This window comes from Vibrio sp. MED222 (assembly GCF_000153005.1).
GTDB classification, from domain to species: domain Bacteria; phylum Pseudomonadota; class Gammaproteobacteria; order Enterobacterales; family Vibrionaceae; genus Vibrio; species Vibrio tasmaniensis_A.
On the sequence record NZ_CH902611.1, the window covers coordinates 89,357 to 102,540 of the forward strand.

A 13,184-nucleotide genomic window follows, 5' to 3' on the forward strand; every position below is an offset into this window, starting at 1 on the left:
CCTATTGCACCACACAGCCTATTTCAATCCCCTATCCTCAAGCCAAGTATAAAACCGACTTCTAGCTACCTTACAACCTCTACCTTCAAGAGCTTTAAGAATCTTTGTCTTAGCAACGCCCTTACCTAACTCATTCACAACAAATGCTGCGTGCTCATCAAGACGGCTCTTAACCGCTTGCCCTTGCTTACGTCCTATGTGTAAACCATCAGCTTTGCGTTTAGCATGACCAGCTTTAGCTCGCTCTGAACGTTTCTTTGCTTCAACTGCACTAGCAAAGGACTGACCCACCACAGTAAAGATAGTTTCAGCATCATCAGCATTCTTAGCGTTAATTAGACGCTCATCATAAGCTAGGTGAAGCTCACCATAAGCAGCTATCTGACCAATCACACCTACAAGCTGCATCACCTTGTTACGACCTAATCGAGTAATGTCAGAGACTACAATGTTATGCCGTGAAGCAATCAGAGTGGACAACTTACGGTCATCAAGCTCAGTCTTACTAGCTGATACGTGTTCTTCTACCCATTCAGAGATAGTGATACCTACCTTATCAGCATAAGACTGAATAGCTCTACGCTGTGATGTACCGTCTGCTTTGTTGATGTCTGAAACTCGAATGTAACCAGTATAATTCATGCTTAACAACCTAAAGTCCTGCTTGATGCATGAATCATACGCTAGAAAGGACAGTTATGACAAGTCACCTTTGTCCTATCTAGTGTAATCACTAAAGTGGACACTTTCACATAAATAAAATAGCAGACATTATTAAGCACCATTAAAGCAACGGTAGTTACTTATCTATTTAATGCGTATGATTTTCTTTTTGGAGTTACTGCTTTTGCTATTGCATTTATTAAGGATTACTAAAAAATCCTATAACTAGCTTTATAGACAACGGAAGCAACAACAAAATAAAGGGAAAATAGAAGAATTTAGTAGGAGTGATTATTGAAGATTTATAAGTATTTAGAATAGCATACTTTTTAGAAAAAGTCAACACGATAGAAAATAAAATGTCAATAAAAAAGGTGATAGGTGTGATTTATGGGGACTATTACACTATAAGCTAAACTCAGGGCGTCGGAAATCCTGAAAAAGTTTCATTACTATAGTTCAAGGTACCTTAATACCGAAGCCTCGATTTTTTTTATAAAAAAATGGGATTTTGGAACAAGATAACTTTGTCGCACCTCCCTCCTCACCCTTTCTAAATAGGAACTGAAATACAATAAATAACAATTCTGGAAACAGGGCGATTTTATGCTTTGACCTGCTAATACCTATGTGTGACGTTGTTATTGCCTGATACAGTTATAAATTCGTTGATACCTCTTTCTGTATCTAGCTCAAAGTCCCACTCAGACATCACATCTACAGCTTGGTTTAAATCGTCTTCAGATAAGCCGTGACCTTTATCTAACAAGATAGTCTTACCTTTCCTTGTCACCGTATCAGTAGAACCATCAGACCAATTAATAGTCATCTTGAAGCCCGCTCTTTGTGAACCGTCTAATGACTCCAACATAATCGTATTAACAGCATCACGGATAAGCTCTCTCACCTTTATACGGTCAGCATCATTCTTGATGTTCATAATAGACGGTGACAACTCTTTGAATACCTGCTCAAGCCCTGTAGATGACGGTTTATGCTCATGTTCAGCTTGCAGTAATTCCAACTCCGAAATCTCTGTTTCAACTCTAACAGTATCCGCTTGCAATTCTTTCAACTTATCTACTAAAGCAGTTGGAACATCATCAAACATTACAAACCTATCAGCTAGATTCTTACTCTGCTTCTTCAATTCTTCGAGATGATTTCTCTTAACCTCTAGCTCAGTAGTGTCAAAACTCTCGTTGTTAGTAGGTTTCCACAATTTCATAATACCAACACGAATAAGAGCATCTTCAATCTGAGTATGTGCAAAGGTTCTCTGTTCGCATGGTTCGCCTTTCTGCTTGTTCGTACAAGCGTATCTCAAAGTCTCTGTGACGGCTCTATCACGCCTATTAGCACGATAAACACAAAGTGTACCGCCACAATGGTGACACTTACCCACCTTGATTCCAGTGAACAACCCTACATGATTACGGCTGGTGGAATTAACTTTTCTCTTACTAAGAACATACTGTAGTTTCTGATACTCATCATCACTAAGGAGCTTTGGATAATAATCTTTTAACTCGTACTCGACACCCTCAAGCGTAACCTTACGAATACCCAAGATTTGTTCTGTATGAGATAGTCTACGGATAGTGTCATGTGACCAAGTTTTGAGAGTCTTGTTTCGTCTATTTAGTGGAGGTGAAATGCTTGCATCAAGGTGCTTCTTGATTCGATTAGTACCCCAACCATCAGCACGTTTGGTAAGAATCAACCTAGCAGCATCAAAGTAAACAGGATGAGGTTTGACAACCCCCTCAGATGTATCAACAAAGAACGGATGTGAACCAACTACTTCAATTGCAAATGGGTAGCCATCTTCAGACCTTTCACCCTCTTGGTGCTTACGAATCATACCAAGAGCGTTCTTAACCGTTCTCGAAGATTTGGTCTTGGACTCCTCGTTAGCCCTCATGAAAAGCATAATTGAGTACATCAAATCCATTGGGTTAGCTACCACTGAATCGTAGCTATAAATCTTGCTATCCATGCCAGTTACAATAGTCACACCTAACCGCAACAGCTTAGTGAACAACTCATTTGCTTGAAGAGCATCACTCCTAGAAATTCGGTCTAAATTCTCTACAACCAACCAGCAGTTATTCGGTATCTGCTTTGCTTCAACTGCATCAATGAACCGCCCCAGCTCACCATCAGACGCGTTCTTACCCTTGAAAGCACTTACTCCCTTGTCTACTATTTCAACTAGCTCTAGATGATGCTCAGACGCTATCTTACGAGCATAACCTAGCTGCCTATCTAGACTGTCACCTGTAGACTGTTTCTTGGAACTCCAACGGATGTAGCTGAATGCTTTTGTCACTTGTGTGCATCCTGCATGAACAAATAATCCATTTGCTGTTTTGGAGCATAATTATTTGATTTATAAAGAACATAAGTATACTCAACTTCCTTTTTGGTTGTTTTAGTCGCAACCAACTTAACCAAAGTATAAGTTGCACTATCCAATTTGACATTCATTCGTTTACGCTTGAAACGACTTACATCACTGCCCTTTGGAGGCTCTTTCTTCCATGGCTTGGCTTCCAAGTTTTCTAAATAACCCGAGTCATTTCCGAGTACAGAAGCAAACTGCTTACGAGCAAATTCATCTATAGATTTAGTTTTCGACTCAACTAAGGTTCCATTCTTACTCCAGACGTCACTCTCACTTATCTCGTATGTAAACGATAATGCGTCGACTTTGTTGTTCTTGTCAGAATAAATCTTCCAACCATAATTATGAGTATACTTTCCTTCATTCTTGAACCCTTGAGTGTACTTTTTAGGGTAAACACAAAAATCACCACCGCTACTTTGGTAGTCAGTTGCATACCTTAAACCTGAGCTACTTTGACAGTGAACGGAAATGTCAGTGTTAAAAGCAGCTGATGCGCTAAATGCTAAAAAAAGTAAAATCGCTAATGTCACTATCTTCATTTTTATACCCATACAATTAATTTTCTAGTCACCCTTATTATTGCGTAAGCAAATACGCATTACAACTATGAGTATGTACATACGCAATAAATGGGTTTATTTTAATAGGCTAATACAACGCAGAACATTGACTGATGGCTAAAATAAGCAAAGAACAAAGAGCTCAAAACTTTGAGACTTTTAACAACGCAATCCTTGAGATTTTTACTGAAAGTGGATGGAGTTCAATAACATACGAGTCTTTATCTAAGAAAACGGGAGTTAGACCTAGCACATTACAAAGGTATTACCCGACGGCCAAACATTTCTTTCAACCATTACAGGGAAAAATAATCCCTTACCTAACACAAAGGTTAGAGTTCTCTGACGAGGTTTCATTCTTGGAGTCATGGGGGCAAGCATTAGAAAACAACCCTGAATTCAAATGGTCTGTAAATTTGCTGCTCAGCACAGCTGTAGAAGGTGACTCCAGTGAAGGAGCAAAAAAGCCTTTAGAAAGGCTGATTCAAATAATTGACGAGAAAACCAATAATAAGGGACGTTCTTTTATTGAGCGTGCAATAGGACTTAGTACGCTAAAGTTTCTCAACATGTAATTGCATTACACCAACACTCTCCTGTCAGGAGTATTGTTCGAATAAAAATAACCTAAACGCTTTTTCACCAATAGAAGTTTGAGAGAAATACAATTTAGCTAAATTACGCAGCCTTAAGAACCTTTTAATAACTACATCCGTAGAAGAAGGTGCATGGGCGCGTAACTCCGATACTTAATTTGCTCACAAAACACGTTAGATTTACCGCACGATAAAATTACAAAATAGAGCATAAGAAATACTAAAAGCCCACTTCAAAAGGCATTCTCTGGTCAAGAATAAGGCGAAATAACATGAGTTCAAACTACGCGCCTTTAGGCGGCCCTAATGCTCTTATTGATACAGAGACTTCGGCTCAAGGCCTTGTGACTGTAATAGAGTCATCGAATACTGAAGTGAGTGGTCACTTCTTCAATTTCGATGGTAGCGAAATAGACTGGTAGCCGTCACATGGTTCGCCGCGTGATCTCAAGCTTACTCGTACGTTCAACACTGTTGTGTCTAACAATGGTGCTCACTGGATGTTTCGATGACAGCCCACAGAACTATTTCGACGACTATCAGGCCAAAATCGCCAACGTGCAAGATGCTGACGAGATACAGGAAGACTGGGAGCTCGACAGCTTACCGAGAAAGCGAGAACTGTTTATTGAAGTTCCTTCGCTCTCTATCGGGCTTATCGACAGCTATCAACTTCGACAATGCGGATTATTCAACCTGATTGCAGAAAGAAACTCCGTACTTGGAAAAGTCGCCGACGAGTTCCGAAATTACGATTATCAAGTCGCTCTACTGGAAGGTGTTGGTCAATGTTTATCTAATAACGAATTAGATCCAGAGATCGTAGAATTACTCAAAGAAATCGAGCAGCAGAAGCTCGCACAATTTCCACTGCACCAATGGAATCTCATCTATGCCAGCGATGCAATGCAGTCTCAGATGCGTGGTAGTCAGTGGTTACACGCTGATATCGGCGATCAGGTACGACAAACCAGTGATGCCTTAGAATATATCAATCAAGCGTTAAACGTTCCGCTCGTTTCGGGAAAGACTACTGAGGTTCAAGAAGTATTAGAAAAGAGCTCTACGCTCGGTGATTTATACTACTCGCTCACGCGAGCTTCGGCCGAACTTGATACCATCACCAAACAGCTGACAACTTTTAATCACAATATCATCTGTGGTAAACAACGAGACACGACCAAGTTTCGTTATCTCAACAATGTGTTCGAGCAGCAATATATAGGCAAAGTTCAGCCGTACATAGCGCAATTAGATGGCTACTATCAGCAGTTAGCCCCGCAACTTGGTATGTTTGACGCGCAACCTGACCTACACAGTTATTACTTTCCCATCAAAGATGCGCATAACGCCTTTCGATCATCCACTCGCCGCCATGTCGACTATTGGCAACAGCTGTTTAAGCGCTGCGGACGCAAGGTCGGACGTTAATTCCAGTATCGCCAATAAACAGCGGTTTGTTCTCAGTACCTAACTTTTAGTACCTAGCTTTTAGTGCCTTTCTTAGCATACGTCCCTTTCTTGGCATAAGTTTTCTTCGCACCACCGCCTTTACGACGTTTAAAAGCCGGTCTTTCGACTTTAGGAAGATGACGCAAAGATTCAGGGACTTCACCCGTTTTTACCTTGCCCATCAAGCCGTCGATCTTGCTTTCTAATTCTTGCATGAAGGGCTGATACGCTTGGTTTCGTTCAGCCATACCTTGTAACTGATGCTCCCAGTGAGCGGTCATATCGGGAAAGGTCGAGTCCTCAGGTAAGGCATTAATCAATCCTCTTCCCGCCGGGCTACTGTGAATGCTTTTACCCTGTCGCGTTAACAGTTGTCTCTTGAACAGAGTATCGAGAATCCCCGCACGGGTTGCTTCTGTGCCGAGGCCATCAGTCTCTTTCAAGATAGCTTTGAGGTCTTTATTTGCCACAAAGCGTGCAATACCGGTCATCGCTTGTAACAAGGTCGCTTCGGTAAAGTGTTTTGGTGGCTCGGTTTTCTTATCGCCAATCACGCCTTCACGACAGGTGAGCACAGTCCCTTTATCTAGCGGTGGAACAGTGTCAGTACCATCACCTTTATCTTCGGTGTCCGTTTTGCCCATCAACACTTTCCAGCCTGGGTTGATAAGCTGACGCCCTTTCGCGATGAACACACCACCAGCGATATCAAAAACCAACTTAGCATCCGCAAAAACAGCCGGTGGGTAGAACTGCATCAGATATTGGCGGGCAATTTGCTGATAGATTTTCATCTCATTAGCAGATAGGCCATTCACCGCTGATTTCTTCGGCGTTGGGATTATCGCGTGGTGAGCATCGACCTTACTGTCGTTCCATGCTTTGGATTTAAGAGAAAGATCCGCGCCTTGCGCACCACTTTGCAGCTCTTTCGCATTATTGGCGATAGCATCGACTACCGACTCTCGTTGCGAATAATGATCTTTAGGTAGATAGCGGCTATCAGAACGTGGGTAAGTGATGAGTTTGTGTTTCTCATACAATGACTGACAAGTGTCGAGTACCTGTTGAGCGCTCATACCAAAACGCTTAGACGCATCAATCTGCAGAGCTGACAGCGAATAAGGGAGTGGTGCCGCTTGTTTGCTTTGCTTTTGCTCTGATTCCGTCACCGTTGCAGGCTGATTAGCAATTCGGTTAGCGACATTCTCAACCAGCTTTCGATTGAGTACGCGGCCTTCTTCATCTTGCCAAGGTTTACATGCTTCGCTTGGTTTCCAACGTGCTCGAATATCAAAGCTCTGGCCGTTGTTTTGATAAGGGATCAGCGCATGCAGAGTAAAATAATCTTTCGGAATGAAGTTTTCGATCTCTTCATCACGCCTTACGACCAAACCAAGTACAGGCGTTTGCACTCGCCCTACCGACAACACGCCTTGGTAACCCGCCTTTTGACCTAACAAGGTATACGCGCGAGTCATGTTCATGCCATACAGCCAATCGGCTCTAGAGCGCGCCAATGCAGAAATAGAAAGTGGAATAAAATCGCGGTTACTGCGCATTTGAGAGAGCGCACGCTTTACCGCTGGCAAGTTCAAGTCACTAATAAGTAACCTGTCCATCGACTCTTTCTTAGTCTTAGACACCTTGCAATAATCAATCACTTCATCAACCAGCAGCTGCCCTTCTCTATCCGGGTCACCCGCATGGACAATTTGGGTCGCGTCCTTCAATAGCTTTCGGATCACAGTAAGCTGTTTGCTGGAAGTCTTGCGCGGTCTCAGCTGCCATTGCTCCGGCACGATAGGAAGATCGGCTAAGTTCCACTTCTTATAACGGTCATCATAAGCGTCTGGCTCAACCTGCTCCAATAAGTGTCCAATACACCAAGTCACCACATCCCCATTGCCACATTTGATAAACCCTTGGTCTTTCTTCTGTGGATTAGGCAATGCAGCGGCGATCGCACGGCCGAGGCTTGGTTTTTCAGCAATAATAAGACGAGACATGTTTTTCCAGATGCAACAAACAATTAGGGCCACATTATCTAATGTGGCCCTAATAAATCAAGAAAAACTGGTTGTTTATACAGTTAACATTCAACAATTCGTTGTATAGCTATTTTCCTGACGACATCTATAAGAACTCGACGAACTTTGAGAAGTCACGCTCTGGCACTTTCATTGGCGTACAGCCCGGAGTACCTAGGTATAGGAAACCAACAATTTCATCGTCGCCTTCTAAGCCGAAAGCTTGGTGCACTTCAGGGTGGAACATCCATTTACCTGAACGCCAAAAACCTTGGAAGCCTTGTGCAACTGCGGCCATTTGCATTGCTTGCGCAGCACAACCCGCAGACAGGTGTTGTTCGAATGCTGGCACTTTTTCGTGCTCAGTTACCTTTGCGATGATAGTGATCACCATTGGAGCTCGAAACGGCGCTTTTTTAACTTTCTCAATGACCGCTTCTTCGCTCTCGTCAGCTTGTGCTGCACGAACCAAAATATCAGAGAGCTTCTGTAACCCTGAGCCTTGTGCGATAACAAAGCGCCATGGTGTCAATGCGCCGTGGTCTGGAGCACGTAAGCCCGCTTTAATGATATTTTCTAACGCCACACCTTCAGGTGCCGGATCAGAGAGTTTTGCGATTGAGCGCCTGTTGAGCAATAGATCCAAAGCATCCATTTGAAGTCCTTACTAATTTTTATTGTTTGTATAATTGAACTGTAGCACAGAACACAAACGATAATAAATCTCAACGGCTGTCTATTTGAAGCAATATTTGAAACGACACTAGAAACAACAAAGGCCCCTAAATCTATGACTTAGGAGCCTTATTTATCTGTCTAGTCCAAGCTTAGTTACCCGTCTAGTTCAGCTTATTGAACTTTCTGATTCAAACTTATCAAACGAGAACATTCTGTTTGTTGTTAAAGCTTAATAGCTAACTCAACACCTTGGCGAATCGCACGCACGGCATCCAGTTCACCCGCGTAATCGGCACCGCCTATCACGTGTAGTTTGCCACCAAACTCTTGCCACATGTCTTCGAATGGACGAACCGAAACTTGGCCCGCACACACGATAACGGAATCGGCATCGAGTACCTGATCTTTCTTACCAACGCTAATATGCAGACCTTGGTCGTCAATCTTGTTGTAGCTCACGCCACCAAGTAAGTTCACACCACGTTTTTCTAATGTGCGTTTATGAATCCAACCTGTAGTCTTACCCGGGCCTTTACCCACTCGACCGGCTTTACGCTGCATCACCCAAACCGTTTTATCACTGAACGAATCAGGGTAAGGATAAAGTCCACCTGGGTGCTCCATATTCTTATCAATGCCCCACTCATGCAGCCAGTCGTCCAAGCTATGAGAAGTCGGCTCTGTCAGCATAGTTGCCACATCAATACCAATACCACCGGCACCAACAATCGCGACTTTTTCTCCTACTGGTGTCTTTTCACGAATCAAGGTTTGATAGTCGACTACGTTTTCTTGATCTATCCCTTCAATATCAAGCTTTCTGGGTTCAACACCAGCAGCCATCACGACTTCATCGTACTTCAACAACATCTCAAACGTCGCTTCAGTATCCAGTTTTAAGTTCACGCCTGATGCATCTATTTGGTTAGCAAAGTAACGAATCGTTTCTCTGAACTCTTCTTTACCCGGAATCTGCATTGCCAATCTAAATTGTCCACCGATGCGGTCATTTTTCTCAATCAAGTCAACTGTGTGTCCACGCTGCGCTAACGTTGTCGCACAAGCTAGACCTGCGGGGCCAGCACCGACTACGGCAATAGTTTTAGTGGCTTGAGCAGGTTGCACAACAATTTCAGTTTCGTAACAAGCGCGAGGGTTAACTAAGCAGCTCGCTCTTTTACCTTTGAATACGTTATCAAGACAAGCTTGGTTACAACCGATACAGGTGTTAATGAACTGCGCTCGGTCTTGAGCGGCTTTATTAACAAAGTCAGGGTCAGCCAAGAATGGACGAGCCATTGATACCATGTCGGCCTGTCCTGAACTAAGGATACGCTCGGCCTCTTCTGGAGTATTGATGCGGTTACATGTCACCACTGGGATCGACACGTATGGTTTCACTTTTTCCGTCACCCAAGAGAAAGCACCACGTGGTACCTGAGTCGCAATCGTAGGAACACGAGCTTCGTGCCAACCGATACCAGTGTTGATAATGGTCACGCCCGCTTCTTCAAGCTTCTGAGCCAGAAGGACAACATCTTCGAATGTGCTGCCTTGCTCAACCAAATCCAGCATCGATAAACGGAAAATAATGATGAAATCTTTACCCACCGCTTCGCGAATCGATTTAACGATCTCTAGCGGGAAACGCATACGCTTCTCATAAGAACCGCCCCATTCGTCATAACGCATGTTGGTACGTTTACAGATAAATTGGTTAATCAAGTAACCTTCGGAGCCCATGATCTCTATGCCGTCATAGCCAGCAACCTGAGCTAGCTCTGCACTGTTGGCAAAAGCACCGATGGTCTTTTTAATTTGACGAGGGCTCATCTCACTCGGTGCAAACTTAGCGATTGGCGCTTTGATGCCCGAAGCACTTTGCGCGAATGGGTGCATGGCATAGCGGCCAGCATGTAGCAACTGAAGGGCAATTTTACCTCCATGCTTATGCACGGCCTCGGTAACAACTTGGTGAGCTTTAGCGTGCTTAACTTTACTGAACTCAGCACTAAATGGGGTCAATCTGCCACGTAAATTAGGAGAGAAACCACCGGTAACAATAAGGCCAACGCCTCCTTTTGCTCGCTCTTCATAAAACGCGGCAAGCTTGTGGAGGCCTTCTTTATTTTCTTCTAAACCCGTGTGCATTGATCCCATCAATACACGGTTACGTAACTGAGTAAATCCAAGATCGAGTGGTTCGAGTAAATGTGGGTACATGGCAGACATCACTTCTATTATTATATCCTTGTGGTCTGACCACAATATAACTCAATCACCAAAAGTTCAAACAACCGTTTACATTTTTGTAACACCGATCATAATGCAGGACGCATTAATCGTTCAGAAACCCTTAATTTGACTACACTTAATGAGAATATATATCGATTAACAATTCTTGGTGTAGTTTGAGCTAGGGAATTATCGTAGGATACTAAGCAGTTCATATTATTGAGATTAATAGTACTGTTGCTTGTTAAAGCCACGTGATCTCACTGCGGAGACATAATGAAAAAGATATTCAAATTTATAGGCATGATCTTTAAAGGGATTTGGAAGCTCATCACGTTTGTGCGTCTTGCGCTGGTTAACCTTTTCTTTTTACTCAGTATCGCCATCATCTACTTTGTATACTTCCACTCAGACACAACTCAACCCACTGTTCCACAGGAATCGGCTTTAGTACTTAACCTGTCTGGCCCTATCGTGGAGCAAAGTCGCTATATCAATCCGATGGATTCGGTCACGGGTTCACTGCTTGGCAAAGACCTTCCAAAAGAAAATGTCCTGTTTGATATTGTTGAAACAATTCGCTACGCCAAAGACGATGACAAGGTAACTGGTATCGTTTTAGCACTGAAAGAGTTGCCAGAAACCAATCTGACCAAGCTGCGCTACATAGCTAAAGCACTTAACGAGTTCAAAGCAACTGGCAAACCAATTTATGCGGTAGGTGACTTTTATAACCAAAGCCAATACTACCTAGCCAGCTACGCAACTAAAGTCTTCTTATCGCCTGACGGCGGCGTGCTGCTTAAAGGCTATAGTGCTTACTCGCTATTCTACAAAACTCTATTAGAGAAGCTTGACGTAAATACACATGTATTCCGCGTCGGTACTTATAAGTCTGCAATCGAACCTTTCATTCGCGACGATATGTCAGACGCAGCGAAAGAGTCAGCTTCTCGTTGGTTAGGTCAACTGTGGGGAGCATACGTTGATGACGTAAGCAACAACCGCCAGATCGATGCTAAAACCTTGAACCCAAGCATGGACTCTTTCTTAAAAGACCTTGAGTCGGTTGATGGCGATATCGCAAAACTGGCAGAGAAGCTTGGTTTAGTTGACGAACTGGCAACTCGCCAACAAGTTCGTCTAGAGCTCGCAGACGTCTTCGGCAGTGACGGTCAAGACAGCTATAACGCGTTGGGGTACTACGAGTACCGTACAACCATGCTTCCTGACCTAACAAGTGAATCGCACGATGTCGCTGTAATTGTTGCTAGCGGCGCAATTATGGATGGCAAACAGCCACGTGGCACCGTTGGTGGTGATACCACGGCCGCACTACTTCGCCAAGCGCGCAACGACGACAAAGTAAAAGCGGTTGTACTTCGTGTAGACAGCCCAGGTGGTAGCGCGTTTGCTTCAGAAGTTATCCGCAATGAAATAGAAGCGATCAAGCAAGCAGGTAAACCTGTTGTGGTTTCTATGTCTAGCCTTGCCGCTTCGGGTGGTTATTGGATCTCGATGGGCGCAGACAAGATTTTGGCTCAACCAACCACACTAACAGGCTCGATCGGTATCTTCAGTGTTATCACGACCTTTGAGAAAGGCTTGAACGATATCGGCGTTTACACCGATGGCGTTGGTACGTCGCCTTTCTCTGGCCTTGGTATTACAACAGGGCTTAGCGACGGCGCGAAAGATGCGTTCCAAATGGGCATTGAAAACGGTTACCGCCGATTCATCAGCCTAGTTGGAGAAAACCGTGGCATGGAAGTCGATACTGTAGACAAGATTGCTCAAGGCCGAGTATGGACAGGCCAAGATGCAATCGAGAAAGGTCTAGTCGATGAAATTGGTGATTTTGATGATGCGATTACAGCTGCGGCTTCACTTGCAGAGCTTGAAACCTACAATATCTACTGGGTAGAAGAGCCTCTTTCAGCCACTGAACTATTTATTCAAGAATTTATGAACCAAGTTCAGGTGTCGATAGGCCTTGATATTCAGTCAATGATTCCAAGCAGTTTACAGCCTATTACTCAACAGTTAGCCCAAGATAGCCAACTGTTAGGTAACTTTAACGACCCACAAGGCCGATATGCTTTTTGCTTAAACTGCCAAGTTCAATAAGATAAGCTCAACGCTTTGTTATCAAGAGGCGCCTCTGTGTGAGGCGCCTCTTTTTATTGCATGATAATTCGCTATAATCGCCCCCCTGTTCCCTATATCACACTAAGTATTAATCGCCATGGAAAGAAAACACATCTATATCGCGTATACCGGCGGCACAATTGGCATGCAGAAGTCTTTGGACCACGGCTATGTCCCAGTCGCAGGTTTTATGGATAAGCAGCTAGCAGGCATGCCTGAATTCCATCGCCCAGAAATGCCTGAGTACACCATTCATGAATACTCTCCATTAATGGACTCTTCAGATATGACGCCACTTGATTGGCAGACTATCGCTGATGATATTCGCGCGAACTACGATAAGTACGATGGTTTCGTTATCCTGCACGGTACAGACACTATGGCTTACACCGCCTCTGCTCTGTCTTTCATG

10 protein-coding genes and 1 pseudogene are annotated in these 13,184 nt (G+C 43.7%); 5 read left to right on the plus strand and 6 right to left on the minus strand.

The genetic code is table 11. The annotated features are described in order from the left end of the window. Positions 1–18: 18 nt before the first annotated feature. The 3 genes from MED222_RS02725 to MED222_RS02720 form a co-directional block, all read right to left on the minus strand. Positions 19–642, minus strand: a complete 624-nt coding sequence (locus MED222_RS02725; RefSeq protein ID WP_009848700.1) for a recombinase family protein — start codon at positions 640–642, stop codon at positions 19–21. Between the two features lie 640 nt (positions 643–1,282). After that, positions 1,283–2,995, minus strand: coding sequence for a recombinase family protein (locus tag MED222_RS21690; protein WP_009848701.1), 1,713 nt, complete (start codon positions 2,993–2,995; stop codon positions 1,283–1,285). Beyond that, entirely contained in the window at positions 2,992–3,612 is a 621-nt protein-coding gene (locus MED222_RS02720) for a hypothetical protein (protein ID WP_157044879.1), read from the minus strand. The genes MED222_RS21690 and MED222_RS02720 overlap by 4 nt, the downstream gene beginning before the upstream one ends. A 134-nt stretch (positions 3,613–3,746) precedes the next feature. Here MED222_RS02720 and MED222_RS21625 point away from each other — a divergent pair, with 134 nt between their 5' ends. From MED222_RS21625 to MED222_RS02710, 3 genes and pseudogenes are all read left to right on the plus strand, one after another. Further along, positions 3,747–4,208 carry a TetR/AcrR family transcriptional regulator gene (locus MED222_RS21625; protein WP_009848703.1) on the plus strand — a complete coding sequence of 154 codons (462 nt, stop codon included), beginning with the start codon at positions 3,747–3,749 and terminating at the stop codon, positions 4,206–4,208. Positions 4,209–4,522: 314 nt separating this feature from the next. Then, positions 4,523–4,651: pseudogene (locus tag MED222_RS02715) on the plus strand (oxidoreductase); the annotation flags it as partial. A 7-nt stretch (positions 4,652–4,658) separates the two neighbouring features. After that, on the plus strand, positions 4,659–5,660 hold the full coding sequence (locus tag MED222_RS02710; protein WP_009848705.1) for a DUF3080 domain-containing protein: 1,002 nt from the start codon (positions 4,659–4,661) through the stop codon (positions 5,658–5,660). A 53-nt stretch (positions 5,661–5,713) separates the two neighbouring features. Here the strand turns inward: MED222_RS02710 and MED222_RS02705 are convergent, their stop codons facing one another. The 3 genes from MED222_RS02705 to MED222_RS02695 all read right to left on the minus strand — a co-directional run bounded on the left by MED222_RS02705 (position 5,714) and on the right by MED222_RS02695 (position 10,621). Further along, positions 5,714–7,690 carry a DNA topoisomerase III gene (locus tag MED222_RS02705; RefSeq protein ID WP_009848706.1) on the minus strand — a complete coding sequence of 659 codons (1,977 nt, stop codon included), beginning with the start codon at positions 7,688–7,690 and terminating at the stop codon, positions 5,714–5,716. 127 nt (positions 7,691–7,817) lie between these two features. After that, a complete protein-coding gene (locus MED222_RS02700; protein ID WP_009848708.1) occupies positions 7,818–8,366 on the minus strand; it encodes an NAD(P)H nitroreductase in 549 nt (182 codons plus the stop codon). A 245-nt stretch (positions 8,367–8,611) separates the two neighbouring features. Continuing rightward, positions 8,612–10,621, minus strand: coding sequence for an NADPH-dependent 2,4-dienoyl-CoA reductase (locus tag MED222_RS02695; RefSeq protein ID WP_009848709.1), 2,010 nt, complete (start codon positions 10,619–10,621; stop codon positions 8,612–8,614). Positions 10,622–10,900: 279 nt separating this feature from the next. Here MED222_RS02695 and sppA point away from each other — a divergent pair, with 279 nt between their 5' ends. Then, a complete protein-coding gene (gene sppA / locus MED222_RS02690; protein WP_009848710.1) occupies positions 10,901–12,751 on the plus strand; it encodes a signal peptide peptidase SppA in 1,851 nt (616 codons plus the stop codon). 118 nt (positions 12,752–12,869) lie between these two features. After that, on the plus strand, positions 12,870–13,184 hold a 315-nt coding region (locus MED222_RS02685), incomplete at its 3' end, for an asparaginase domain-containing protein (protein ID WP_009848711.1).

What these genes read in the sequence shown, in the direction of transcription:
- MED222_RS02725 (WP_009848700.1), bottom strand. Translation starts at nt 642, where the DNA reads ATGAATTATACTGGTTACATTCGAGTTTCAGACATCAACAAAGCAGAC.
- MED222_RS02720 (WP_157044879.1), bottom strand. Translation starts at nt 3,612, where the DNA reads ATGAAGATAGTGACATTAGCGATTTTACTTTTTTTAGCATTTAGCGCA.
- MED222_RS21625 (WP_009848703.1), top strand. Translation starts at nt 3,747, where the DNA reads ATGGCTAAAATAAGCAAAGAACAAAGAGCTCAAAACTTTGAGACTTTT.
- MED222_RS02710 (WP_009848705.1), top strand. Translation starts at nt 4,659, where the DNA reads ATGGTTCGCCGCGTGATCTCAAGCTTACTCGTACGTTCAACACTGTTG.
- MED222_RS02705 (WP_009848706.1), bottom strand. Translation starts at nt 7,690, where the DNA reads ATGTCTCGTCTTATTATTGCTGAAAAACCAAGCCTCGGCCGTGCGATC.
- MED222_RS02700 (WP_009848708.1), bottom strand. Translation starts at nt 8,366, where the DNA reads ATGGATGCTTTGGATCTATTGCTCAACAGGCGCTCAATCGCAAAACTC.
- MED222_RS02695 (WP_009848709.1), bottom strand. Translation starts at nt 10,621, where the DNA reads ATGTCTGCCATGTACCCACATTTACTCGAACCACTCGATCTTGGATTT.
- sppA (WP_009848710.1), top strand. Translation starts at nt 10,901, where the DNA reads ATGAAAAAGATATTCAAATTTATAGGCATGATCTTTAAAGGGATTTGG.